At 62.9% G+C, this 25,983-nt stretch carries 22 protein-coding genes; 4 read left to right on the top strand and 18 right to left on the bottom strand.

Annotation, left to right across the window (positions count from 1 at the left end; all coding sequences use genetic code 11):
• Positions 1-317 precede the first annotated feature (317 nt).
• From ACCQ09_RS15990 to ACCQ09_RS16025, 8 genes are all read right to left on the bottom strand, one after another.
• Positions 318-1,628: a restriction endonuclease subunit S gene (locus ACCQ09_RS15990; protein WP_228428404.1), complete on the bottom strand. Its 1,311-nt coding sequence runs from the start codon at positions 1,626-1,628 to the stop codon at positions 318-320.
• The gene (locus tag ACCQ09_RS15995; RefSeq protein WP_228428405.1) at positions 1,625-2,701 is read right to left on the bottom strand and encodes a virulence RhuM family protein; all 1,077 of its coding nucleotides are present in this window, start codon (positions 2,699-2,701) and stop codon (positions 1,625-1,627) included. Before ACCQ09_RS15995 ends, ACCQ09_RS15990 begins: the two co-directional genes overlap by 4 nt.
• Complete coding sequence (locus ACCQ09_RS16000) at positions 2,698-4,884, bottom strand: type I restriction-modification system subunit M (protein ID WP_228428406.1); 2,187 nt, start codon at positions 4,882-4,884, stop codon at positions 2,698-2,700. Before ACCQ09_RS16000 ends, ACCQ09_RS15995 begins: the two co-directional genes overlap by 4 nt.
• Before the next feature lie 73 nt (positions 4,885-4,957).
• Positions 4,958-5,848 carry a restriction endonuclease gene (locus tag ACCQ09_RS16005; RefSeq protein WP_011269959.1) on the bottom strand — a complete coding sequence of 297 codons (891 nt, stop codon included), beginning with the start codon at positions 5,846-5,848 and terminating at the stop codon, positions 4,958-4,960.
• Between the two features lie 40 nt (positions 5,849-5,888).
• The gene (locus ACCQ09_RS16010; protein ID WP_011269960.1) at positions 5,889-6,197 is read right to left on the bottom strand and encodes a type II toxin-antitoxin system RelE/ParE family toxin; all 309 of its coding nucleotides are present in this window, start codon (positions 6,195-6,197) and stop codon (positions 5,889-5,891) included.
• Positions 6,198-6,202: 5 nt separating this feature from the next.
• On the bottom strand, positions 6,203-6,466 hold the full coding sequence (locus ACCQ09_RS16015) for a YlcI/YnfO family protein (protein WP_019237868.1): 264 nt from the start codon (positions 6,464-6,466) through the stop codon (positions 6,203-6,205).
• 95 nt (positions 6,467-6,561) lie between these two features.
• Positions 6,562-7,248, bottom strand: coding sequence for a hypothetical protein (locus ACCQ09_RS16020; protein WP_228428407.1), 687 nt, complete (start codon positions 7,246-7,248; stop codon positions 6,562-6,564).
• Positions 7,238-7,789: a MarR family transcriptional regulator gene (locus tag ACCQ09_RS16025; protein WP_162808662.1), complete on the bottom strand. Its 552-nt coding sequence runs from the start codon at positions 7,787-7,789 to the stop codon at positions 7,238-7,240. The genes ACCQ09_RS16020 and ACCQ09_RS16025 overlap by 11 nt, the downstream gene beginning before the upstream one ends.
• Positions 7,790-8,176: 387 nt before the next feature.
• Here ACCQ09_RS16025 and ACCQ09_RS16030 point away from each other — a divergent pair, with 387 nt between their 5' ends.
• On the top strand, positions 8,177-9,040 hold the full coding sequence (locus ACCQ09_RS16030) for a Smlt3025 familytype IV secretion system inhibitor (protein ID WP_075286060.1): 864 nt from the start codon (positions 8,177-8,179) through the stop codon (positions 9,038-9,040).
• Between the two features lie 25 nt (positions 9,041-9,065).
• Positions 9,066-10,391 (top strand): Smlt3024 family type IV secretion system effector, encoded by a 1,326-nt coding sequence (locus ACCQ09_RS16035; RefSeq protein ID WP_228428408.1) that lies wholly within the window; start codon positions 9,066-9,068, stop codon positions 10,389-10,391.
• 197 nt (positions 10,392-10,588) lie between these two features.
• On the opposite strand, the gene ACCQ09_RS16040 is transcribed toward ACCQ09_RS16035, so the two are convergent.
• The 9 genes from ACCQ09_RS16040 to ACCQ09_RS16080 form a co-directional block, all read right to left on the bottom strand.
• Positions 10,589-11,440, bottom strand: a complete 852-nt coding sequence (locus ACCQ09_RS16040) for a hypothetical protein (protein ID WP_228428409.1) — start codon at positions 11,438-11,440, stop codon at positions 10,589-10,591.
• 83 nt (positions 11,441-11,523) lie between these two features.
• Entirely contained in the window at positions 11,524-14,196 is a 2,673-nt protein-coding gene (locus tag ACCQ09_RS16045; RefSeq protein WP_228428410.1) for a M1 family metallopeptidase, read from the bottom strand.
• Between the two features lie 167 nt (positions 14,197-14,363).
• Entirely contained in the window at positions 14,364-15,656 is a 1,293-nt protein-coding gene (locus ACCQ09_RS16050; RefSeq protein WP_011036253.1) for an adenylosuccinate synthase, read from the bottom strand.
• A gap of 382 nt (positions 15,657-16,038) precedes the next feature.
• Entirely contained in the window at positions 16,039-16,224 is a 186-nt protein-coding gene (locus ACCQ09_RS16055) for a DUF2065 domain-containing protein (protein ID WP_057673096.1), read from the bottom strand.
• Positions 16,225-16,430: 206 nt separating this feature from the next.
• Positions 16,431-17,294 (bottom strand): protease modulator HflC, encoded by an 864-nt coding sequence (hflC, locus tag ACCQ09_RS16060; protein WP_011269967.1) that lies wholly within the window; start codon positions 17,292-17,294, stop codon positions 16,431-16,433.
• Positions 17,294-18,436, bottom strand: coding sequence for an FtsH protease activity modulator HflK (gene hflK, locus ACCQ09_RS16065; RefSeq protein WP_014506921.1), 1,143 nt, complete (start codon positions 18,434-18,436; stop codon positions 17,294-17,296). The genes hflC and hflK overlap by 1 nt, the downstream gene beginning before the upstream one ends.
• A gap of 971 nt (positions 18,437-19,407) precedes the next feature.
• Positions 19,408-19,794, bottom strand: coding sequence for a twitching motility response regulator PilH (gene pilH / locus ACCQ09_RS16070; RefSeq protein ID WP_011036249.1), 387 nt, complete (start codon positions 19,792-19,794; stop codon positions 19,408-19,410).
• A 316-nt stretch (positions 19,795-20,110) separates the two neighbouring features.
• Positions 20,111-21,001 (bottom strand): DnaJ C-terminal domain-containing protein, encoded by an 891-nt coding sequence (locus ACCQ09_RS16075; RefSeq protein WP_011036248.1) that lies wholly within the window; start codon positions 20,999-21,001, stop codon positions 20,111-20,113.
• 142 nt (positions 21,002-21,143) lie between these two features.
• On the bottom strand, positions 21,144-21,620 hold the full coding sequence (locus tag ACCQ09_RS16080) for an Hsp20/alpha crystallin family protein (protein WP_011036247.1): 477 nt from the start codon (positions 21,618-21,620) through the stop codon (positions 21,144-21,146).
• Between the two features lie 160 nt (positions 21,621-21,780).
• Between ACCQ09_RS16080 and ACCQ09_RS16085 the strand changes: the two genes are divergently transcribed.
• Complete coding sequence (locus ACCQ09_RS16085; RefSeq protein WP_011036246.1) at positions 21,781-22,263, top strand: peroxiredoxin; 483 nt, start codon at positions 21,781-21,783, stop codon at positions 22,261-22,263.
• A 42-nt stretch (positions 22,264-22,305) separates the two neighbouring features.
• Positions 22,306-22,866 (top strand): ferritin-like domain-containing protein, encoded by a 561-nt coding sequence (locus ACCQ09_RS16090; protein ID WP_011036245.1) that lies wholly within the window; start codon positions 22,306-22,308, stop codon positions 22,864-22,866.
• 632 nt (positions 22,867-23,498) lie between these two features.
• Here ACCQ09_RS16090 and pbpC read toward each other — a convergent pair.
• Entirely contained in the window at positions 23,499-25,922 is a 2,424-nt protein-coding gene (pbpC, locus tag ACCQ09_RS16095) for a penicillin-binding protein 1C (protein WP_228428411.1), read from the bottom strand.
• Positions 25,923-25,983: the final 61 nt, after the last annotated feature.

A 25,983-nucleotide genomic window follows, 5' to 3' on the forward strand; every position in this document is an offset into this window, starting at 1 on the left:
CGGAAGTACGCCAGGCGCAGCGTCTTGCCATAGCACTTGAAGCCATGGCGCAGCACATGTAGCGCGCCTTTGATCTCCAGCTCCCTCGATAGAGCCTCCAGCACGGTCGCTTGCGTTCGCGAACCCAGCAGCGTTTCAAGCTGCAGCCAGCGCGTGGCCTGGCTGCCCTTGACGAAGCCAATCACATCGGCCGGAAACAGCGCCAGGGCTTCATCGTAGTCAGCTGACTGACACTTATGGTAGCCGCCCGACGAGAGCAGCCCGACTTCGATGGCCGTTTCAAAGGAGTGTTCGGTATGTCCGGACATGCGGAATCCTTATCCGTTAAGTTCTGGGAGCTGGCCGGTGACGGCGGCAGTAACTAGGGCTAAACGATAGGCGCGCCAGCTCTCGGAAGACGCACGGATCTTGCGCTCTGCCTCGTCAAGATCGCCAATACTCTCGCGTAGGAAATCTGCAATCTGTACTTGCTCCAACAACGGCGGAAACGCGTGGAGGTACTCAAGAACATTTGACTGCGGAATATTGTTCGCAAGTCCCTCTGCTCCACTCACTGACAGTCTTATTTGTTCCCGTAAGTGCTTCGCAGACATCATCCGTACGAAGTACTCGCGATCTGTATTGGCAGACGAGAGCGAAATTCGATATGTCTTGTCTGAAAACATAAGTTTCGTACGAGTACGCTCTACGAGCGCAACTGAGCCTATGTATTGCATTGACCCGCTCGCCCGGCACATCAACACATCATTTGCCCTTACCTCCAGCTCAGGCTTCGGGTCTAAGCTGCTTGGAAGTGCTTTTTGCTCATTCTCATCATAGATACCGAGATTCACGCAGCCACTTTTCAGAACGCCCCATTCGTCAGGCTCTGCCATCCGCCGCTCCGTCTGAGGGCTCCATCCCTGCTCAATTCTCTGGACATGCCGCCTAAGTGTCTTGACCTCCCAATGACAAGGGACATAACCCAGCCAGTCGACGCCCGACGGCTTCATCGGCACATCCGGATTTAGCCCTTTGGTGACGGCGCGAGTGATCAGGGCCTGGCGCTTTTCCGCCAGACGCTCCAGTAGCGCCTGCTTCTTTTCGATCAGGGCATCGATGCGCGCGGTCTTGTCGTCCAAGAAGTGAGCGATGCGTTGCTGAGTAAGTAGCTCGGGGATGCTGACGCGCATATCAAGGTAGCTTCCCAGGTCAAGATTCTGGATTCCCGTACTCTGCTTGATATGAGGATAAGTACCGCGTCCCGTATAAATCGCCAACATCAAGTAATTGAGATAAGCAGGATCAATCCCTGACGCCGGGCGACAACGGGCAAGGAAGTTAGACGTCACGCTGGGACGGGCATCATCAAACAATGCCGTTCGACCCACGAGTTGCTTCTCGCCGCCTCCGGACTTCTCCATCACAAGATCACCGGGACGCAGCGCGATCTTTTCAAAAACGGCCGGATCAATGGCTCGCAACGTTCGCTCGCCCTCATTCAGGCGGCCAAATTGACCATCGAAGTCAGCCGCACGTATGCAGATAACATCCGCTTCGCCGTCAGGCTCACTTCCCCAAGCCCCATTCTTGCAGCTTTCGAACATCCACTTCAGGCGAAGCTCTTGCTTTTCGCTGGAAAAAATCACGCTTCGTCTCCGGAAGTCGGCCTACGCGGTTTCTGCGAAGGCTTGATCACCTTGCGGGGCTTCAACATGTCAGTCGCACTCCGCAAATCCTGCAGATACCGCGCTTCCGCGACTTGCTCGGCTTCCAGCCGCCGCCGCTCCGCAAACGCGTCGTACTGCCCTTCTGCCCAGACCAGCGCCTGCTGGCGGCTGACCTTGCCGGCGTTGTCCAGCACTGGGAGTTCGGTATCGCGCAGGAACTTGTCCAAAAACCCATCCCAGTCGGCCAGCCGGATGTCCTGCCGACGCATGGCCCGGAACTCGGCCTGGTCCAGGAACATCACGGTGATGCGGTTGAGCGTGTCGATCTCGCGCGCATCCAGGTAATTCTTGGCCGTACCCACGTCCTGCTTGAGCACTTGGCTGCCCTTCCACGTGTTGACGCCCATGTTGGGCTTGGTGGCATCGGCGCGCTGGCGGATGATCTCCGCCGCCGTTAGCTGCGTGGCAGCAAAATGCACCTTGTTCTGCATGATGGCGAAGAAGCGCTGCGTGGCCTGGTCACCTTCGCGGTAGTCCACCGCCATGGCGAAGATCTCGCGGATGCGCTGGTACACCCGCGCCTCACTGGCGCGGATCTCGCGGATGCGCGCCAGCAGCTCGTCGAAATGATCTGCTGGACCCACGTTACCCTTGAGGCGCTCGTCATCCAGCACAAACCCCTTGACCAGATACTCGGACAACCGGGCCGTGGCCCACTGACGGAACTCGGTGCCGCGCGCCGACCGGACGCGATAGCCAACGGCCAGAATGGCCTCCAGGCTGTAGTGCTTGGGCCGACGGGAGACGGTACGCCCACCCTCCTGGCGAACTTGTAAGTAATCCTTACAGGTTGCCGCCTCCTCCATCTCGCCCTCGGCATAGATCGCCTTCAGGTGCTGGGTGATGTTCTGTGGCGTGGTCTGGTAGAGCGCAGCGATCTGGGCCTGGGTCAGCCAGACGGTCTCGCCAGCCAACAGCACCCGGATGCCGCCTTCGCCTGCGGCATAGATCAACAGTTCGCCCTCTTTGACGGCAGTCACGCCCTTACTCATGCCAGCAATCCTTTCAGCAGATCGGCGATCTCGCCTTCCAGTTGCCGGATGTCGGCCTCGATCTGCGGCAACGGACGCGGCGGCTGGTAGACATAGAAATGGCGGTTGATCGGGATTTCATAGCCCACCTTGGTCTTGCTGAAATCAACCCAGGCATCGGCCACGTGGGGGAGCACCTCGCGGCGCATGTAGTCGTCGATCGTGTCCCGGAACGCCTCGATCAGATCATCGTTGGGCTTGTCCGGACCAAAAGCCATTGGGAGCGGCAGCTCGGTGCCTTCCGGCAAGGGGATGTTCTCGGTGTCCCGGAGCTCGCTGTCGGGCTCGGGGCGCCCTTTGGCATCACGACAGATCTTGGCTTGTGGATCGCGCTCCCCCAGCGCGACGAAGATGGCTTTCCGTATGGGTGCGGGCAGTTTGATACCAGCTTTCTTCGCCGCTTTTTCAAGATCGGCTTCAAATACTTCGCGATCGCTATAAATGCCCTTTGCCGCCAACTCAGCGAGTAGTTCGCGAATGGACCGCTGCATGGCCTGGCCTTCGGCAATTTCCTGCCGCGCAGCCTTTTCGTCCTTGCGCTTTTTTGAGGTCGCCAGATTGGCGAAGGCGGATTGCTCGTCCAGCCGGGCAATACGCCCGGGCGTGGCCTCGAAATTCATCCGCAGCGGACGTTCCACGGTCACCTTGAGGAAGCCGAACTCGCGATTCTCAAAAACCCGCGACACTACGCGATTTTCGGTTTCGCCAGTCTTGTGGTCGATGACCACCTCCGCGCTCTCGCCATCGCCGTAGTTGCCGTAGAGCTCTGTCAGCGCTTCAATCTGCTCATCAGAAATTTCGTTGCGCTTGTTGTTGAGGCTTTTCTTCATCTTACGGAAGAAACGCGTGCCGTCGATCAACTGCACATAGCCCTGACGCTCTTCCGGCTTGCGATTGGTGACCAGCCAGACGTAGGTGTAGATGCCGGTGTTGTAGAAAAGTTGATCAGGGAGCGCGACGATGGTGTCTAGCCAGTCGTTCTCGATGATCCAGCGCCGGATATTGGATGGTCCCGACCCAGCATCACCGGAAAACAACGGCGATCCGTTGAAGACGATTGCGATTTTTGATCCTGGCTTATCAGGATTCCCCTCGTCGTAGGGGTGCATCTTGGCAATCATGTGCTGCAAAAATAGCAGCGACCCGTCATTGATCGCCGGCAATCCGGCACCGAAGCGACCGGCGAAGCCGTGATTGTCATGCTCGTTCTCGACAACCGTCTTCTGGTCCTTCCACTCAACACCAAACGGAGGATTGGCAAGCATGTAATCAAACCGCTCGCCCTCAAAACCATCTTTGGTCTTGCCATCGCCCAAGGTGTCACCCTTGACGATATTGGCCGTGTCTTCGTCCTTGATCAGCATGTCAGAGCAGCAGATGGCCCATGATTCGTCGTTGTATTCCTGCCCATACAGGTGCAGATGCGCTGCGGCATTCTGCCCAAGGATGAACTTCTCCGACTCAGATAGCATACCTCCGGTGCCACAGGTCGGGTCGTAGATGCTGCGGACTATGCCAGGCTTGTAGACCTCCTGCTCGCCGGTATATACCAGATTGGCCATCAGCCGAATCACTTCACGTGGGGTGAAATGGTCACCGGCCTCCTCATTGGCCTGCTCGTTGAAGCGCATCACTAGATGCTCAAACAAGTAACCCATCTGTAGGTTGTCGATGCGATCTGGATGCAGATCGATGTTCGCCATCGCTTTGATGATGGTAAAGAGCCGGTTGCTTGCATCAAGCTTGTCGATCTGATCGCCAAACTTGAAACGCTCGAAAATCCGCCGCGCTTCTGGCGAGAAGCCATTGATGTAGTTCGACAGATTGGGGGCGATATTCTCAGCGTCGCCCAGCAACTTCTCGAAGGTGTACGCGCTGACGTTGTACAGCGGAAATTTCCGCTTTGGATCAGCCGCCTTGCCAAGGAGCCTGTGCATTGCTTGTTCTGGCGTGTCCTTCGCCAGCAGCTTTTCATGCTGTTTCAGCACGGCCTCCTTGGTCGGCTCCAGAACGCAATCGAGACGGCGTAGCACCACAAGCGGCAACATCACCAGACGGTATTGTGGCGGCCGATAAGGACCGCGCAACCTATTGGCGATTTCCCAGATTTTCCCTTTGAGTTCCTCGTGAGTCTGATTGTTCATTACGCCCTGCTAGTCAATGTTTTGTACAACGTGCCTGATTCATTAAGACGAAAAAGTTTCAGCCGGCGCACTGCTAATCGTCACCAGCCAAGAACCACACTGGCTTGAGCGGCAGGCGGGTACGCGCGCTATCGTCCAATTGCGCATAGTGCGTAGTCCATAGCTCCACAAGCCGGCGCGCGTCGATCAGGTTGATCCGACGATGCGACTGGCGCGCCTCGTAGTCGGCATCTTTTGTAAAACCTGACAGGGCCACGAACAGACCGACATCGCCATCTCCCAGAACGGCCATAAAGCTGCGCAGGCCAGTCACATCAATCCGCGGCGAGTTGGCATTACGCTTGACCTGCACCTTGATGCGCGGCGGGCGTGTGCCCAGCGGGTCGTTGTAGGCAATGATGTCGGTGCCACCGTCCTTGCCGGGCGGTGCGACCCAGGCAACGTGATACCCCATTGCCCGCAGCAGCGAGGCCACGAGCTCTTGGAAGTCGTAGGGCGGCATCGCTGCGAGGTAAGCCTCGATCTCGGCCCAGGCCATTTCTTCGGCTTCTTCCAGCGTGATGCTGGCCGATTCCTCGGCGAGCTCGCCTTCGGGATCGTCGACCTCCTCCGCGACGGGCTGGGCGCTCTTCCATTTCTTGTACAGCTGGCCGACCGCGCGAATGAATTGCTCCGGATCCGGGTAGGCGTGCAGCGCGGCTTCACCCTCTGGCGTAAGGGTCCAGATGCCTTTGTCCTTGACCAGCCAGCCGGCCTTGACCGGCGCCACGGTACTGAAGCGCACGATCTTCTCGAAGCGACGGCCGCCGGTTTCGTAGTCACCCGCTTCGTACTCGGTAAGCACGACCTGCTTCTCCAGCGCCGCCAGCGCGTCTGCGGCGCGCATGCCCTCCGGCTGGGTCTTGAGGATATGGAACAGCGCCCGGGTCAGTTCACCCGTACGGCGCCTGCTGATATTGGCCATCTACTTCCCCTGTGGCGCGACGTTGGCGCTAACGCCGTGCTTAATGATAGTCGTCTTCACGCTGATGCCTGACTGCCAAAACGGTGACGACCTGATTGCTTTCCACCTCAAACAGCAGCACGTAGCCGCTGGCACCCAAGCCGATCACCAGCTCCCGCAAGAACGGGTCCGCCAACCCCACCTTGCGGCAACTCAACGGGGCCAGTTCAAGCACGGTGACGCCATCGCGGATGGCCTGCAGCGCGCGCTCGGCCACGGTGAAGTCGCCTTCGGCACGCTGTAGCAGCCAGTCGTAAAGCCGCGCGAGATCGTCGCGCGCTTGCTGAGTGAAGCGGACGGCAAATCCCACGCCGGCTAGCCCTTGCGCGCCTGGTCCAGCTGGGACTGCAGCCCGGCAAGCACATCCTTCGCGTCGGTGTACCGGTTGGACGCCTTGGCGCTGTCACGCGAGGCCAGCCCGCGCGCAATGAAGGCTTCCTGCTGCTGACGCTGCTGCACCTGGGCGCGTACGGAGTGCTCGACAAAGCTGGACAGCGTCTCACCCTCCTGCAACACGGCTTCGGCCGCTTCGCGCAGCGCGGGGTCTACCCGGAGCGATGGAAGAGATGCGGATTTCATGGCAGGCCCAGTGCGTTGCAATTGCGATGCATCATCGCAAGCGGGCGCCGGTGCTTCAAGGTTTTGTTTGCAGACCTAAGCCGACGGTGTCGCAGCTACGCTGATGCAATGGTGCGTAGGCGCTGAAGCACGACGCTTGCGCGCTCCGGTTCGGCGACCAATCCCGGCAACGCATTCACAAACGTCGGGTTATCGACTAGCCCCAAAAACACGTCGGCAACCCAATGCCGAAGGTCTGCATGCTCCACGGCAAGCTCTTCCACCAGCTCGGCCCGGCCATCGACGACGTTGAGCACGTCCTCCAGGTCGTGACTGGAAAGGAAGTCACTGTTGCCTCGGGTAGCGAAGGCTTCGAGCTTGGTCGCGACGAATGCTGTCGCTGTCACCAAGCGGATGGACAGGCGATCGCTCAAGGCCATCACTTGCGCCGTCTCTACAGCATGGGCGTACCAGCGGTTGGAGAAGCCAAGCACGCCTTCATCCACTGGCATCAGGTCGAAGAGGACGCCCGATGCTTTGTGTACCCAGCGGCAGACAACGCCGCTCTCCATCTCGCGCGCGAAGCCCTGCGATTCCACACACGCCTCGATACCGCGAAACCGAGACCAATCAAGATTCACCACCGCATCGACGTCATAGGTGGCGCGGACGTTTTCAGCCAATGGATCCGACACCAGCAGGCCAACGACCGCCCCGCCAAGAAAGACTACCTGTTCGCAAAGCTCGCCCAATGCATCCGCAATCACAAGCAGATGCGGCAGATTAGGATCATCAGGCCGCATCACCAATCCCCAGCAATTGCTTGAGATAGCTTGCTGCCAGCGCGCGCTCGCGGGCACGCCCGCTGCGCAGGGCATCCTGCAGGGCCAGCAGCTCATGCAAGGCAGGGTCAGCCATCGCAGCAGTGGGCACACTGGCTGACAACGGCGACAAGCTAGGCCCTTTGGCCGTGCCCTGCGCGCTTGGCCACACCGGCGCGTCCCCTGGGACGCTGGAAATGGCAATGGACAGAGGAGGCGCGCCAAAGGAGGTCGGAATGCCGCGCTTTAGCGGCCCGATGACGGCAGGAAAGGCATAGCGCACGCCGTGGACCGCAAACTCGTGCAAAGCCGTGCGCACCGTCTCCCACTCGCCCCGGTTTTTTTCAAGAGCCAAACCAGATGCCACCGCGCGCTTGACGCTGCGATGCACCTGAGACGCGCTCATGCCCAGCGCTTCTCCCAGAGAGGCATAGGTCCAGGTTTGGCCCGGTTGGGCGACCTGCTTGTACAGCACCACCAGATCTTGAGGCTTGAGTTCCACGTTAGATGAGCCATATTCCATATTCCGGAATATGGAATATCTTATGAAAGCCCAGACTTTGCAAGTCTGGCTAGGCTACTTGGTACCCGACGACAAACCGGGAGTTGTTGCTTGCTTGCCCGCGGAGATGCGTTGAGAACCCTCCCCGTTCCCCGCTGTCTTGAAAACGTGAGCCGAATATTCCCAACAATCGGCTCATGCCGTGCGCCGAATGGGTTCTGCGGCGCCCATTGAGCACGCACGTTCATCCGTTGTTGGACGGTGCGAACCAATGTCGATGCATCAGGGTGCGGACCCTGACCTGCCGAGCGTCCAGAACAAGACGCATCCGGCGCAATCGATGCCATTCCTGTCCCATCAGTGCCAATTTGCCTATAGTTCCCGCCGAACCCTGCAATGGACTGACCAATGCACATGATGTCATCCGGCCGGTGCCTGGCTCTTGCACTCGCCGTCGCCGTGACCGGCAGTGCCTGTGCACGGACGCCATCACCCGAACAAAAAAGGACTTCCCCCATGTCAGGCACCGTTACCACAGGCCGCACCATCAACGGGCACACCTATTCGGATGCTCCGGTGGACGTGAAGCTGGGGCCGAACACCTTCCGCATTCCCGCCAACTATCTGGACAGCCAGATTGCACCGTGGTCCATCGAGGTGGTGACGCTGGTCATCGAGTGGCCAGATATGACCCCCACCCCGCCCGGTGCGCGGGCGAACCCGCGCACGAATGATTTCCGCAAGGAGATCCATGCCTCGATGAATTATGTTGACCGTGTCCCCATCGAAGGATTGCTGGCACGTTATTCGTCTAACGAAGCGCTTACCGAGCCTGATTCGGTCGAACGGGGTGATCCCGTCGACAGACTCGATCTGCGTATTGCACAGCCTGAAACACTCGGATTGACGCCGTATGCCATCGATGAAGAAAAGATGGCGGTGTACGTTAAAGCGTACGAAGCCCACTACGGCAAGCCTCCAACGCGCAACCCTGCGTTTGAGGACGACTGGTACGTCGCGCGCGACTCCAGCGGCAATTTGACCACATTCATCAAGTGCGACAGCAAAAAATTCCGAGGAGATGGCGTTCGGCTGGAGGGATCTGAAGTAGTCCATGAAAAAGGTGCCGTCGCTGCAAGTTGCGTCCACTACTTCTCCGATATCGAAAACAAACTTTCCATCACTCTCAACTACAAGCGTGCATTCTTGAAGGACTGGAAACGCATGGAGGATGCAGTAAAAGAAGTACTGGCACGCACCAAAGTCAGGTGATCGGTCTACTGACAGGGAGTAAAATATGAGTGGATTGACTGGGCAAGATCTCAAGATCCTTACCAACTACGCGGATAAAGGCAATCGCGAGTTGTACTGGAACTATCTTTCGCAGCTGGATGGCGCGGACGGCTACGGTACGCTGGCGCTGGGCGTGGTGCGCAACGACAGCTTGCCCGGCCAAGTGGCCAACAGTTACGCGCAAGACTATGCCAGGACACAGCACGATACTGGCTCTCGTTTTGCCAACGCGGACTTGAGCGAGCGGCAGTGGGAGGATTTTGGACAGACACTGCTCAAGAAGGATCTTGAACTTCGGAAAATCTGGTTCCGTCAAGATCGTCCAGATCTGGCGCTGAACCTGCCCGGGGCCTCCGTCATGCTGGCGCACGACCAAGCCTTCCTGGACCATGAGCTCGACCCCAACTGCTGGACGCCTCGCGTCCTTCTGCAAGCGGCATTGGAAAAAAGCGGCCCCCAGAAGCTGGAACAGATCTGGACCAACATGCTCGACAACGAATACGCCGGCAGCACCCGTATCAGCAACACGGGCTACGAGACCTTTGCGCAAATGGGAGTGGTGGACGGCAGCCAGTACCTGGCAAAGCTGGGGACGACCGAAGCGATCCAGATGCTGGAAGGCCGCTCCGCGGTCGATCCCAATGTGATCGGCAGCAACAGCTTCTATGCTATGCACTTCGAAAAAGAGCAGAAGTGGATGAATGTCAGCGCTGGCGGCGGGCATCCTTCCATGCGAGAAGAAAACAACCCTGCCCGCATTGCAGAGCTCGACGATACACGCGCCGTGCGCCTGGAGCGGCAGCACAAAGCCACGCAGTTTCATGAGGACGACCCGCACCGCTCCATCACCCGCAGCCCGTTAACCGCGTCGGTCGATGGCGTTCTAGACCCGAAACAGGCGCCCACCCAACTGGCCGATATTGGGCCTGGCCACCGGGACTACGCGTTGCTGCAGCAGGTCCGCGCAGGCGTCAACGCCATCGATGCGCAAGCCGGGCGCACACCGGACGAGAACAGTGAGCGCCTCATCGCCAGCGTGATGACCCTCGCCCGCCAGAATAACCTGGACCGCGCCGATCACGTGGTGCTGAGCACACAGACAGCCGACAGCCCCGCCGGGCGTCACGTGTTTGTTGTGCAGGGCGAATTGAATAACCCCGCGCACCTGCGCGCTCACATGCCGACCGATGTCGCGGTGCAGACGCCGGTTGAGCAATCGCTGCAGCGGCTGGAAATTGCCAACACGGATCGCCAACAGGCATTAGTGCAAAGCCAGCAGCAGGAGATGGACAACCGGGTGCGTGAGGGTTCGGCAATGCGCATCGGGTGAGGCGCAGGGAATTGACCGCTCGGCCCTTGCCGACAACAGCGAGCACTTTCAGTAAGCACCGGCGCAGACAGTTGGGGACATCGCACTCCGTCTCGCTGCTTGTAACGCTATCGCTCAGCAACTAGCTGGGCGATAGCGCTGCAGGGTCTGTACTACGCGTCTATCGATGCCTTGGCTGGCCACGTAGTTCGCATGGACTACTCGATCTTCGGATTGAACATCAACCCATCGCCCACCTGCTCCAGGCATTGCAACGGCTGCTTGGGCAGCCGCAGCCAGCGCTTTGGTGGCTCACCGTCGTGGTCGACGCTGCCCTGCGTGCGCCAGGCGCGGCCGGTGAGGTAGTTGATGCTGAGCGCGTTGGTCTCGCCGGTGTTGCGCTGTACCGTTGAGCGCTCGTAGCCGATCAGGCGCAGGCAGCCGTCCTGGTAGCGGAAATTGAAGCTGGTCTCGCCCATTTGCCAGGAGCCCATCGAGGCAAACTGGCTCAGGGTGACGGTGACCGTACCGGCTGTGTTGATACCAACGCCGCCGCCTCCGGTGGTGCCGCTCTCGTCGAGAGACTCATCCTGATCAGTGGAGACGCGGCGTGGGATCAGGGCGTGATCCTGCGTCACCGTACGATAGCCACCAGCCGGGTCCATGAGCGCCGCGATGAGCATGCGTGGGTTGGTGTCCAGCGGTTCGGGCGTGCGCTCGTCAACCTGCAGCACGTTCGCCGCGTCGGTCATTTTCAATACCAGCACGACATCGTTACGGCCGTCGCGGTCCAGGTCACCTTGCAGCCGTTGCTCTACCCGCCACCCCGTAGGGACCAGACCTTCCACGGCGGCAGCATGTGCAGCGATCTGCGGGTAGCGCACCTGCGGAATAGTGCGTGCGCTGGCCGCTGTACACGTCAGCGTGCAGACAAGCGCAATGACGCGTGCGGTGTTGCACGCGACACGCGCCACAGAAAAGTGATCAGTTGAAACAACACGCATTGGCATCGTCCATGTAGCAGTGCGGCCATCTTGGCGAGCACCATCGTCATTGGCAAATGCAGACACCACGCACTGATGTCAATGCGGAAGTCACGGGCTGGCACCTATCCGCTGGGTAGCAAACAGATGCCATGCACCGTGACGCCATTTCAACGCTTGCGTGCGGCCAACCACGCTTTGATCTGCGGCAGCGACGCCGCCCGCAGCTTCACCCGCGTCTGAATCGTATTGATGGCGTTGTCTGCGGTCTGCCGAGAGGTTGGCGCGATGTACGTGTCGGCGTAGGCCTTGATCTTGTTGGCTGTGGCGAGGTCGGCCGAATCCATCCCCAGGCTCGGGTAGTAGCGGGCACGCGAGGTGGAATCCACCAACATGTCTACTTGCGCGCGATGCGTCACCGCAAAGTCGAACGCCAACTCCGGGTGCCGGAAGGCGACCCGGTCGATCATGCTCGCACCGGTGGTGGCGCCTGGCTCCTCTGTCAGCGCCAGTTCCAACGCGCGCTTGGCCAGCGCCTGATCATCGGCCATGGAAAGAAAGTCGTAATAGGTGTCGCGCACCATCGATGAGGTCTCCTGCTTGGCCAACGCATGTAACGCATCCCAGGTAGCGGCATCGGCATTGAGCGCAACCGCACCGAGCACGCTGTCGCGCAGTTCGGGCGACAGCGACGCGGGGTTGGCCTGGAACCCGGCAAACCGCCGGCGCGCTTCGGCAATCACGGCCGCATCGCCCATGCCGCTGAGGCTGCCGATCAAGCGTGTGCGCAGTTGTTGGATCTGCGCCGAATCGTCATCACGATTGTCCCAGCCCAACGTTGCGAACTCCGCCGACAGGTGCGGCACGGCGTACGCGCGCCAGGCAGCGCGCGCAACCTGGTCACGCTCGAAGCTTCCATCCACACTGTCGTAGATGCTGGCCACCATGTCCCAGATATCCGGCGATGCGCCGACCTTTACCTGGGCCGCGAGATTCAGCAGGTCCGTCTCCGGTTGTACGCCCGCGCCGGCCAGTGCATTGGTGTCGTTCAACACGCCCAGCTGGTCCACCACCGGCAATGCGCTGAAGCCCGCGGCCAGCGCCTTGAACTGCATCGGTGCATACGCTGTGCGGAAATAGCCCTTTTGCCCGGCATTGACCACCACCGGCACCTTGCAGCCAGGCAACTGTACCTGTGCAGTGCCGTCCACCAGCACACGCACCTGTTTGCCATCACCGCCACGCAGCACAACTGGCACATGCCAGCGCAGCGGCTGCTTGTCGGGCCGATCCAGCGTGAACTCGCCCTGCTCCAGCGTGACCGTGGTCTGACCACCCACGCAACGGCTGCTGGCCTTGATCAACGGCACGCCCGGCTGCAGGGTGAAGTCGTGAGCCACCTGGATGAATTGCTTGCCGGGTGCCACCGTATCGATCTGCTGCCACAACTGGTCGGTCACCGCATTGCCGTACTGATGCTGCCGGATGTAGCTGCGCACGCCGGTGCGCCAGGCATCCTCGCCAACGTAGTCTTCCAGCATGGCAATCACGGCCTCACCCTTGGCGTAGGTGATACTGTCGAAGGCCTGGCTGGCCTGCTCCACGGTGGCCACGTGCTGCACCACCGGATGGGTGGTGACATACGCATCGCGACGCATGGCCGCGCGACTTTTTTGCGCCGGGCCGGTCTTGTCGATATCCCATTCCGGATGCAATTTTGCCGTGGTGCGTGCTTCCATCCAGTTGGCAAAGCCTTCGTTGAGCCACAGGTCGTCCCACCACGCCATGGTCACCAGATTACCGAACCACTGGTGCGCGATCTCATGTGCTGCAACAGTGAACACGCCTTGTTTGGTACTGACGTTGGCCACCGCAGGATCGAGCAACAGCGTGTACTCGAAGGTAAAGATCGCGCCCCAGTTTTCCATGGCACTGAAGAACTGGCTGCGCCCTGGTGCGGCGATATTGTCCAGCTTGGGCAGCGGGTATTGGATGCCGAAGTAGTCGTTGTATTCGTGCAGCACATCACGGCCGGATTCCAGCGCAAACTGCGCCTGGCCTACCTTGCCCTTCTGCGCAATGACGCCGATCTCGGTACCGTTATCGGCCTTGACGGTGGCGCGCTCAAAGTCGCCCACGCTCACGAAGAGCAGGTAGGTCGACATCTTGGGCGAGGTCTGGAACGCCACGCGGGTGCGCCCGTTTGTACCCGGCTTGGACGAGGCGACCGGCATGTTGCTCACTGCCATCTGCCCGGCGGGCGCATTGATGACCAAATCGAAGGTGGCCTTGAAGTTGGGCTCATCCCACGAGGGTACGAAGCGGCGCGCATCCGAGTTTTCAAACTGCGTGAACAGTGCGCGGCGCGCGCCCTGCGCAGTGGTGTAATCGAGCGCAAACAAGCCATTGGCCTGCGTGTTGATGGTGCCGCTGTAGACCAGCGTCAGCACATATTTACCCGGCGCCAGTGGCTTGCCGGTGGCAATGCTGGCGGTCTGCGCATCCGCGTCGGTGGTGACCTTGGCTGCGACCGGCTTGCGGCCTGCTGCGGCCAGCGTGGCCTTGCCGAAGGTCAGCTGCGCGGCCTGCAGCACGATGGCATCGGTGGGCGCCAGCACCTCGACATCGATGCTGACCTTACCGTCGAAGGTCATCGTCTCGGCATGTGGGGTGATCTCGATCGCGTAGTGGCTGGGCCTGGCGGTACGCGGCAGCTGGGTGGTGATGGCCGATGCGGCGGATGTGGCCGCAGTGGGTACTGCAAATTCGGCAGCGTACACGCCGCTGGTCAGGGCGGTACCGGTCAGGACCAGGGCGATGGCGGTCACCAGGGGAAGACGCATGGCAGTTCTCGTAGGCGGAGGGAGGCGCATGTTGCGCGGTGCTAGCGATGATCCTCCGCTCACGCTCGCTCGCGCACCGCCAAAGGTCATGCCAATGCTCAGCAATCCTCAAATGAAAACGGCCCGGACAAGCCGGGCCGCTTTGGCAGTGCGATGGCGTCAGCCGATCAGGCGAACGGATCCTGCAGCACCATGGTGTGGTCGCGATCCGGGCCGGTGGAGACGATCGAGATCGGGCAGCCGGCCAGTTCTTCCAGCGCGCGCAGGTAGGCGCGTGCGGCGACGGGCAGCTTGTCCCACTCGGTGATGCCGTGGGTGTTCTCGGTCCAGCCCGGGAATTCCAGGTACACCGGTGTGCACTCTTCCCAGCCCTGCGCATCCAGCGGGGCGTATTCGGTGCGCTTGCCGCGGTATTCGTACGCGATACAGACCTTGAGCTTTTCCATGCCGTCGAGCACGTCGAGCTTGGTGATGCACAGGCCGGAGATGCCGTTGATGGCCACCGCACGCTTGAGCGCAACGATATCCATCCAGCCGCAGCGACGCGGGCGGCCGGTGGAGGCGCCGTACTCGGCACCACGGTCGCGGATGCCCTGGCCCACTTCGTCATCCAGCTCGGTCGGGAACGGGCCGCCGCCAACGCGCGTTGCGTAGGCCTTGGCAATGCCCAGCACGTAGTCGATTGCATCCGCGCCCACGCCGGTGCCGGCCAGTGCGCCGCCCACAGTGGTGTTGGAGCTGGTGACGTACGGATAGGTGCCGTGGTCGATGTCCAGCAGTGCGCCCTGCGCGCCTTCGAACAGCACGCGCTTGCCCTGCTTGCGCAGGTCGTGCAGGATGCCGGCCACGTCGGACTTCATCGGCTGCACGTACTCGCCGAACGCCAGTGCTTCGTCGAAGGTCTTCTGGAAATCCACCGCTTCCACGCCCAGGTACTTGGTCAGCACGAAGTTGTGGTAATCCAGCGCGGTGCGCAGCAGTTCTTCCAGCTGCGCCGGGTAATGCAGGTCGGCGATGCGGATACCGCGGCGCGCCACCTTGTCTTCATATGCCGGGCCGATGCCGCGGCCGGTGGTGCCGATGGCCTTGCCGCCAGCAGCCTTCTCGCGGGCCTGATCCAGCGCGATGTGGTACGGCATGATCAGCGGCGCGGCCGGACTGATCTTCAGGCGCGAACGCACTTCCACGCCGGCCGATTCCAGCTCGCCGATCTCCTTGATCAACGCGGCCGGGGAGATCACCACGCCATTGCCGATCAGGCACAGCGCGTCGTCGCGCAGGATGCCGGACGGGATCAGGTGCAGGACGGTCTTCTTCCCGTTGATGACCAAGGTGTGGCCGGCATTGTGGCCGCCCTGGAAACGCACGACGGCACCGATTTCCTCGGTAAGCAGATCGACGATCTTGCCTTTGCCTTCATCGCCCCACTGGGCACCGAGCACGACAACTGACTGACCCATGACGGGTGGACTCCTAAGTTTTGCTGCGGCCATCGGGGCCGCGGGATGGGACCGGCCAGGGCTGGCGGCGACACGTGCGCGCAGCTCCATCGGGGAGCATTGCTGTGGCGCGGAGCCTGACACGGAAAAAGCCGAACGGGGTGCTCTGATTGGAGCGTGCCCGGCCGGCTTTTGTGCATTATCCGGGTTTCGGGTGGCATGCACTACCCCTTGCGGGTGGCCGCTCCGGGATTGGTCAGATTGAGGCGCGCTGCGTGCCCGCCGGGTGCTTCAAACGCGCTGAGAGCCCCAGCGGACCAACCCTGCTGGTGGGCTGCAATCGGCTGTTGCCGATCGCCGTCTCCCTGCCCGCTTCTGTCACAGCCGATGACGGGCTGCCCCCTCAGTGGCGCACGATCCACAGCGCGATTGCACCCAGCACCAACGTGATGCCGCCAATGGCGCGCAATTGCGTGGTGGGCAGGCTGAACAGTTGCTCGACCATGCGCTTCCAGGCGGTGGGCACGGCAAACAGCAGCAGGCCTTCGATGACGGCGATCAGGCATAACGCGGACAGAAACTCTTGCATTACCAACACCATCGCAACCCGGGAGATGCAGTGTGCCCGACAAGTTCCGCGTCGCAGGAGTGCACCTGGGCGCGAAGGGCATTCCCGGGAAAGCGATCGCGCCCGGATGCGTTCCTCAGCTTGGGGCGCGCATGCCTGCTCGACAGTCAGAGGCAAATACAACAACGCCCGCATGACGCGGGCGTTGTCGGTTCAAAGCAGAGCGATCAACGATCGCTTCTGAGGTACTGCAGGAACGGGTCGTTCTTGTCGAGGACGATCACGCCGTTGCCGTCGGTCATGGAGCCGCGGTAAGCCTCCAGGCTGCGGTAGAACGCGTAGAACGACGGGTCCTTGGAGCCAGCCTGGCCGTAGATACGGGCAGCTTGGGCATCGCCTTCACCACGCAGCTTCTGCGCATCGCGCTCGGCGTCGGCCACGATCACGGTGGATTCGCGGTCGGCCTGGGCGCGGATGGTCAGGGCCTGTTCTTCGCCTTCGGCGCGCAGCTTGCTGGCTTCCTGCTTGCGCTGGGCACGCATGCGCTCGTAGACATCGGTGATCACCTGGCTGTCGGTGGGCAGGTCGATCTGCTTGATGCGCAGGTCGGTGATCTGCATGCCCAAGCCCTTGATCGCGGCGTTGATGCCCTTGAGCTGGTTGGCGATCAGTTCGCTGCGGTCGCCGGAGACCAGCTGCTGCAGCGTGCGCGAGTTGATCTGGTTGCGCAGCGAGTCGGTGATGATCGGGGCCAGGCGCGAGTTGGCCACCGATTCCTCACCACCGGTGGCGCGGTAGAACGCCCGCACATCGGAGATGTACCCGATGGCGAAGAAGTCCACGCTCACGTCTTTCTGCTCGGCGGTGAAATAACGCGCCGGGGCGGTGTCCAGCACCTGGAAGCGGCGATCGAACACGCGTACCGATTCTACCACCGGGATCTTGAAGTGCAGGCCGGGCTTGAGGTCGGCACGCACCACACGGCCCAGGTTGAGCACCATGGCGGTCTGGTCTTCGCGCACCACGAACACCGAGCCCATCAGGCCCAGCAACACGGCGACGATCAGGCCGATGACTAGCGAATTCTTCATTATTCGGTCCCCTCACGGCCGGTCGGACGCGGGCCGCGTTCCGGATTGCGAATGCCTTCGGCGCTGCCGCCGTTGCCTTGCGGCGGATTCAACAGCACGTCCTGCGGCACCATCGACGGGATGCTGCCGTTACCCGTAGCCGTTCCGGCATTGCCGCTCTTGCCGGCATCGGCCGGCAACGGCACGTAGATGACCTGGCGGCCATCGCTGCCGATCACCTTGCGGTTTTCCGACAGCACCTTCTGCACGGTTTCCAGCCACAGCCGCTTGCGGGTGACGTCCGGCGCGCCGGCGTACTGCTCCTGCAGCAGGGTGAAACGGTCGGCGTCGCCCTCGGCCTTAGAAATCACGGCCTGCTTGTAGCCTTCGGCGCCGGTGCGGGTGCGGGCACCCTGGCCGCGCGCTTCGGGCACCACCTTGGCGGCGTAGGCCTGGGCTTCGTTGATCAGGCGCTCGCGCACCTGCTGGGCACCGTTGACCTCGTCGAAGGCCGGCTTCACTTCTTCCGGCGGACGCGCGTCGGGCAGGGTCACGCCAGTCACCGACAAGCCGGTGTTGTAGGCATTGAGCGCGGCCTGCAGGCGGTCCTTGGAGGCAATGGCCAGCGGGCCGCGATTGTTGAGCACGGTGTTGAGGTCGGAGCGACCGACCTGCTCACGCACCGCACTCTGCGCAGCCTGCTCCAGCACCAGGTCCGCATTGCGCGAGCCGAACAGGTACTTGCGCGGGTCGCTGATTTGGTACTGCACGTTGAGCGAGACGTTGACGATGTTCTCGTCGCGCGTCAGCACCGGTACCTGGTTGCTGAAGGTCTTGATTTCGGTGGCGTTGACCTTGCGTACCGATTCGATCGGCCAGGGCAGCTTGAAGCTGGGGCCGGGCTGCAGGATCCGCGAGAACTGGCCAAAGCGCAGCACCACGCCACGCTGCTGCTCGCCAATGAGCTGGAAGCTGGAAAACAGCACCATCAGCACCACGGCGATCAGCACCCAGCGCCAGACGCCGCCGTCGAACAGCTCTTTCAACGGGGCGGGCAGATTGCCCCAGCCACCACCGTTGCCGCCCCCGCGCGGCCCCCAGGACCTGCGACGGTTGGGATCCGGGCCGTCTCCGCCCTTGTTGCCGGGTGTGTTCCAGGCCATGCACGCTCCATGATCAGGGGGCTGTGCGGGCCAGTCCCGCAGTGCCGCCGTGTTGTGATTTCGATGATTCTACTAGATGGGGCAGACCGGCCGTTTTGAAAGGGCCAGATTGGTGCGGCGTGGTTTAGCCGGCGGCGGATTGGGGGTGGGTGGTTGCCGGGGCCGGGCGGAGGCCGGGAAGGCGGGAAGCGAGGGTTAGGCCTGGTCTGGAACGTGGATGCGGAAGGCCACAGGGCGCCAGGTGCACCCGATAGGCGGGTTGGCCTTGATGGGCGGCGAGCGTACGGGACAGACCTGGTGGCCCGGTCTTGGCAGGCGACCACCCACCATCGCGCCGTGCACCCACAGCGGGCAGGCAGGACGAGAGGCGTGCTGATGCTGATGCTGGGTTGGCGGGATGACTCCCGTGGTCAGAGGACCTGGACCTGCTGCCCGGCGTCTGAGCTCTGCCAGCGCCACCCTGCCCGCCGGCCCTCGACCACTGACAGGCTCGCGCCCTGCTAATGCAATCACACCACCCGACGCTGGGGGGCATTCTGGTTGGCTGTCTATCCGTCACTTCCAGCAGCTCGTCCAGGCACGGTTTTTAACGTGCTCCGATTCGCCGAGCAGACACCGCGCATGCGCTAATTCAAGGAAGGGCTGCCGCACTGCCGGTGCGATCGCACGCCAGCGGCTTGTCAGTCTGATTGGGCGAGCTGTCCGGTCACTTCCAGTAGCTCGTCTCCCGGAGGACGGCTTATGACATGCCCGGACTGCCGCCCACCTATCGCGCGTGCGCATGCTTCAAGAAGTCCGGGCGCACTGCCGGGTGCGGTCACGCAGCCAGCAGCTCGTCTTTACTGATCGACCATCTATCGGGTCACGTCCAGCAACTCACTCCCGAAGGATGGCGTATCGCGTGCCTGGACCCTAAAAGCGCCTATCTCCCGTGCGCCCAAGCAAGAAAGGCTGGCGCACTGCCGGCGCGATCACGCCGCCGGCGGCTCGTCTTTCTGGTTGAACACCCGCTCCATCACTTCCAGCAGCTCGTCTTCGGAGAACGGCTTGGTGATGTAGGCGCGGGCGCCCTGGCGCATGCCCCACATGCGGTCGGTGTCCTGGTCCTTGGTGGTCACCAGGATCACCGGGATGTGCTGGGTGGTGGGCTCGCGCTTGAGCGTGCGGGTGGCCTGGAACCCGTTGAGGTTGGGCATGACCACGTCCATCAGCACCAGGTCCGGCAGTGCCGACTTGGCCGCTTCCACGCCGGCGGCGCCGTCGGTGGCAGTGATGGTTTCGTGCCCCAACTTCTCGACGATGCGCTGAATCCCCAGCAGCTGCGACGGCGAGTCGTCGACAATCAGAATACGTGCCATGTGTTTCCCCTAGTGTGCGCGGCGAGTGTAGTGCGCCGGCCGCGCTTTCGGTAGCTGGTCGTGGCGTTTGCGGGGACCCGGAGAGCCTGGGTGCGATGGGCGTTGGCGGCCCGAAGCACATAGCCCTGTCGAGGCGATAGCGAAGAACGCAGCGCTTCGGGCCATCGACCGGCCAACGCCATGCCGGGCAGCGATCGCGACGCGATTCGCGGCCATTCAAAACACCACGCCGGCAACCCGCACCACCGGCCCTGCAGCCGGGCAATGCAGCGCGCGCTGACACATCAGCACGCGCTGCATCACAACACCCACTGCGTCAGATCGATTCGCCGAAGGCCTTGGCCAGCGTCCGATACGCCTTCTTCTGCGCCTCGTCGGTGGGCGCCGGGGCCAGGATTTCCAGCTCCACGATCTGGTCGCCCGGGGTGGCGCCCGGCAAGCCGCGGCCGCGCAGGCGCAACTTGCGCCCAGCCTCGGAATCGGCCGGCACCTTCAGCTCCACCGCACCGCCCAGCGTAGGCACGCTGATGGTGGTGCCCAGCGCGGCCTGCCACGGCATCACCTGCAGCGTGTACAGGATGTTGCGCCCATCCACTTCGAACTGCGGGTGCGCGGCGTGTTCAATTTCCAGCAGCAGGTTGCCGCCGCCGTTGCCCTGCCCGCTCAGGCGGATCACCTGGCCGGGCTGGATGCCCTTGGGCACGCGCACGTCCAGCTGCTTGCCGGTAATGGTGATGCGCACGCTGTCGCCGGAATACACCGCTTCCAGCGGCACCGCCAACTTGGCGCGGGTGTCGCCGCGGGTCTGTGCGCCCGGGCCGGCACCGGCGCCCGGGCCGCGTGGGCGGCCGCCGCGCTGGCCGGCAAACAGGCTTTCGAAGAAATCGCTGAAGCCGCCGCCGGCGCCGCCGTTGCCGAACACTTCCTCATAGTCGAAGCCCTGCCCGCCGTTGAAGTTGGGCGGGGTCTGGAACTCGTCGCCCGGGCGGTAGCCCTGCGCCTTGAGTTGGTCGTAGGCGGCGCGCTTTTGCGGGTCGCGCAGTGCCTCGTAGGCTTCGTTGATCGCCTTGAACTTGTCTTCCGCGCCAGCCTCCTTGCTGACATCGGGGTGATATTTGCGCGCAAGCCGGCGGTAGGCGGTCTTGATTTCCGCCTCGCCAGCGCTCGGTTCGACGCCCAGCGTCGCGTAGTAATCCTTGAATTCCATCCATCACCTCTGAAAAAAGAGCGGCCCGCAGCCGAGGCCACGAGCCAGTCATTCGCAGCCGGGCGGGCGACCGCGCCTATTCTACGGCGCGGCCGTCGCCGGGGAGCGAAGCCGCGCGGGCTCCGCTCCAGGTCCGCAGCGCTTACTGCACCGTGGTACCACCGCCGTCCTGGCCGCCACCGACCTGGATGCGGCGCGGCGTGGCCGCCGGGCGCTTGGGAATGCGGATTTCCAGCACCCCGTTACGGCCGTCGGCGGTGATGCCGTCGGCATCGGCACTGTCGGGCAATGCGAAGCGGCGGTGGAAGCTGCCGTAACGGCGCTCGATGCGCGAGAAGCGCTCGGTCTCGCTGCTGGACTCGCTCTTGCGCTCGCCCTTGATCGACAGGATGCCCTTGTCCATCTGCACCTCGATCTGGCTGGGGTCGATGCCCGGCAGGTCGGCATACAGCACGAACTGGTTGGCTTCTTCCTTGATGTCCACGCGCGGGACCCACTGCGCGGTGACAACGGCCGACTCGTCGGTATCGCCGCTTTGCTCGAAGAAGCGGTCGAACACTTGCTTGATCTCGTTCTGCAGGGCGTGGGTGGGCCACTGTGGGTAACGGACGATGTTCATGAAAGCCTCCAATGGTTGAGTGACGGGCGGGCCGCGCCGGTGCTCACCGGTGCAACCGGCCATGCGCGTCAGATAGGCGTGCGCGTGCGGATTTCAAGCGCGTTGACGCGCTTTTCCCCTTCGCCTTTCTAGACTTTGTTCAGCCACAGGAGCCCCACCCATGACCATCCAAGTTGGTGACCGTATTCCCGAGGTGGTGCTCAAGCACCTGCGCGAGGGCATCGAAGCGGTCGACACCCATACGTTGTTCACCGGGCGCAAGGTGGTGCTGTTCGCGGTACCGGGCGCCTTTACGCCGACCTGCTCGGCCAAGCACCTGCCCGGCTACGTGGAGCAGTTTGAAGCGTTCCGCAAACGCGGCATCGAGGTGCTGTGCACCGCGGTGAACGACCCCTTCGTGATGCAGGCCTGGGGCCGCAGCCAGCTGGTGCCCGACGGCCTGCACCTGGTGCCGGATGGAAACGCCGAACTGGCCCGTGCACTGGGGCTGGAGATCGACGCCAGCGGCTCGGGCATGGGCCTGCGCTCGCGCCGCTATGCGCTGTATGCCGACGATGGCGTGGTGAAGGCGTTGTTCGTCGAAGAGCCCGGCGAGTTCAAGGTGTCTGCCGCTGACTACGTGCTGCAGCATCTCCCCGATTGATGCATTGATTCCCCCGTCCACACAGAAGGAACCCGGCCAGCCATGTCTACACAGCCAGCCAACACCCCCGCCACCGGTCTTACCGATACCGCCACCCTGCGCGCCCGCGCACGCCAGAGCATCGAAGACGGTGCCATCACCGAGAGCTACCACGCCGATCGCGAGAAGGTGATCGAACTGCTCAACACCGCGCTTGCCACCGAATACGTGTGCACGCTGCGCTACTACCGCCACTACTTCATGGCCAAGGGCATGCTTGCCGACGCGGTGAAAGGCGAGTTCCTGGAGCACGCGCAGCAGGAACAGGCGCACGCGCACAAGCTTGCCGAACGCATCGTGCAGCTTGGCGGCGAACCGGACCTCAATCCGGACACGCTGACCAAGCGCTCGCACGCGGAATATAAGGAGGGCACCGACCTGCGCGACATGGTGCGCGAGAACCTGATTGCCGAGCGCATCGCCATCGACAGCTACCGCGAGATGATCGACTTCATCGGCGACAAGGACACCACCACCAAGCGCATCCTGGAAAGCATCCTGGCCCAGGAAGAAGAGCACGCCGACGAGTTCGCCGACATGCTGGAAGGCTGGATTGGCGAGTGAGTTTTGGCGTATCGGAGCTGATGCGCCGATAGCGTGCTTCACGTGATGCAGAGACAACAGGGCGCCTATGGCGCCCTGTTTTTTTTCCCGCATCGATGAACTTGTGGCCCGGCGTGGCTAACACGATGGGCAGCGCTTCTTGCATCGACCACACAGGCGACCATCATTCGTAGGAGCGCCCTTGGGCGCGATGGGCGTTACCGGGAAAGCCCATCGCGCCCAAGGGCGCTCCTACAAAAGCCGCGGCTGCGTCTGCAGATGCGTGCGGCGCTGGAAGAAACAGTTTTTGCTTTGGCCGTGGCGGATGACTGGATGGGCGAGGCTTCTTCCATCGGCCACACAAGCAGCCCTAATCTCGTAGGAGCGCCCTTGGGCGCGATAGGCGTTACCGGGAAAGCCCATCGCGCCCAAGCGCGCTCCTACAAAAGCGGTCGCTGCCTCTGTAGATGCATGCGGCGCTGGGAGAAACAGTTTGCTTTGGCCGTGGCGGATGACTGGATGGGCGAGGCTTCTTCCATCGGCCACACAAGCAACCCTAATCTCGCAGGAGCGCCCTTGGGCGCGATGAGCGTTACCGGGAAAGCCCATCGCGCCCAAGGGCGCTCCTACACACGCGCTGCCGCAACGCGTGCTCAACGCAAGACGCGAAAACGCACCTGGGTCCAGGCGCCGTCGCTGGCCATCGCGGTCAGGGTGTGCGTGCCCACTTCCGCAAAATCACGCTGGAATCCCTGGCGCCCGGCGGTCTGGGCAATCCAGCGGCCGTCCAGCAGCCAGTCGATGCGCGCTTCGCTGCCAAGCGCGCGCAATTGCAGGCGTACCGGGCGTGCGGTGTCGTTGGCGCGGGCCAGCGTGGCGCGATCGGTCAGGCCGTCGATGCGCAGCACGCCACCGCCGGTCATGCGGCCGTCGGGCAGGCAATCGGCGGCCAGTGGCGGCAGCTGTGCGGCGGCACGCTCGGCAGCGGTGAGCCAGGGTGATACCAGCGCCGGCCAGCGCGCCAGGCTGCGTGCGGCGCGCGGATGCGGCTGGGTGCATTCCTGCGAGAGCCGCTGGCCGCTGCGGGCGTCCACCTCGTACTGCAGTTGCCCGCTCTGCCACAGCCGCGCATCGCGTTCGGCGAAGGTGGGCGGCACCGCGCCGTCGAGTACGAAGGCCTCGTGGCGGCGCGCGCACAAGTTTGGCGGCGTCTGCGCGGCGGCAGTGCCCAGCGGCCAGCAGATCTCCAGCGCCTGCACGCTGGCCGGCATCGGCATCGGGGCGCTGTCGCCGGCCGCGCGCGGCAAGGCATCGATCACCTCGAACATCAGCGGTAGCGCGGTGACTGCGCCGTACTGCCCCGGCAACGGCGTGCCATCCGGTCGGCCGACCCACACACCGACCGTGTAGCGGCGCGTCCCGCCAATCGCCCAGGCATCGCGGTAGCCGTAGCTGGTGCCGGTCTTCCACGCCACGCCCGGGCGCGCGGTGGTGTCGAAGGTGCCGCTGGCATACCCGGGGCGCGGATTGCTTTGCAGGATCTCGCGCACGATCCACGCCGCGCCCGGCGACATCAGCCGCCGATCGATGCGCGGATCATCCGGCGTATAGCGCACATGCCCGGCAATGCCACCACGCTGCAGGGCCGCGAACGCACCCACCAACTCCTGCAACTGCGCACCGGTGCCGCCCAGGATCAAGGCCAGGTTCGGCGTGCTGCCATGTGCAAAGCGCAGCGCAATGCCGGCGTTGGACAAGCGCGCGGCAAAGCGCGCCGGGCCGATGCGATCCAGCAAATCCACGGCCGGCACGTTCAACGACAGCCGCAATGCCGTGGCTGCGGCCACCGGGCCGTTGAAGGCTGCATCGAAATTGCCGGGGCGATAATTGCCGAAGCTCTGCGGCGCATCCACCAGCAGGCTTTCCGAATGGATCACGCCATCGTCCAGCGCCATGCCATACAGGAAAGGCTTGAGCGTGGAACCGGGCGAGCGCCAGGCCTGCACCATGTCCACATGGCCCAACCGCTTGCGGTCGCCAAAGCTGGCCGAGCCCACGTATGCGCGCGCCTCCATGCTGGCGTTGTCCACCACCAGCAAAGCGGCCGAGGTGCGTTCGGGCAACTGCGAAAAATATGTGGCGACACGTTCTTCCAACGTGCGCTGCAGCTCCACGTCGAGCGTGGTGACGATGCGCGCGGCGCGTGGTTGCGCGCTGTGCAGGCGCTGCGCCAACAGCGCGGCATGCAACGGTGGTTTGAGTGAGCGCGTCACCACCGGTTCGATGCGGGCATCGTCCACCTGTGCGCGCGACCACACGCCCAGTTCCACCATGCGGTCGAGCACTTTGTCGCGCGCCCGTTGCGCCGCTTCCGGGTGGCGATCCGGGCGCAGCCGGCTCGGCGACTGCGGCAGCACCGCCAGCAACGCCGCTTCAGCCTGCGACAACGCGGTGGCCGGCTTGCCCAGATAGGCCCAGCTGGCCGCCTCCACACCCTCGATGGTGCCGCCGTACGGCGCGCGCTCCAGATACAGCGCCAGGATCTGCTGCTTGCTGAGGTGCGCTTCCAATTGCAGCGCGCGCAGCAACTGTTTGGCCTTGCCCCAGGGCGTGCGCGTGTGCGGGTCGAGAATGCGCGCCACCTGCATGGTGAGGGTGGAGCCACCGGAGACGATGCGCCCGCTGCCGATCCACTGCCCGCCCGCGCGCAACAGCCCCCACGGGTTCACACCCGGGTGGCGCCAGAACCAGCGGTCCTCGTAGTTCAACAGCGCCTGCAGGTACAGCGGCGACACGCTCTGCGGCGTGGCCGGGTAACGCCACACGCCTTGCGCGTCGGCAAATGCGCGCAGCGGCGTGCCATCGCGTGCGACCACCAGCGTGGAGGTGTCGCGCGACTTGGGCAGCGGTAGCGGAAAAGCCAGGTCCAGCACCAGCACGGCAGACAACAGTGCCACGGCGCTCCAGCGCAGCCACGTCAACCAGCGGCGGTGGCCGCGTTGGGCCACATCATCGGTGCCAGCGACGCGTTCCTGCGTCCTCTCGGTCCTTGCCTGCGCTTGCTGCTGTTCATCCATCCTGCGAAGCATGCAGGGCAAAACACATTTCGGCCACTCTTGCGCGCCGCGCATCGGGTGA

This window comes from Xanthomonas sp. NCPPB 2586, assembly GCF_041475775.2.
In the GTDB taxonomy this organism is placed as follows: Bacteria; Pseudomonadota; Gammaproteobacteria; order Xanthomonadales; family Xanthomonadaceae; genus Xanthomonas; species Xanthomonas campestris.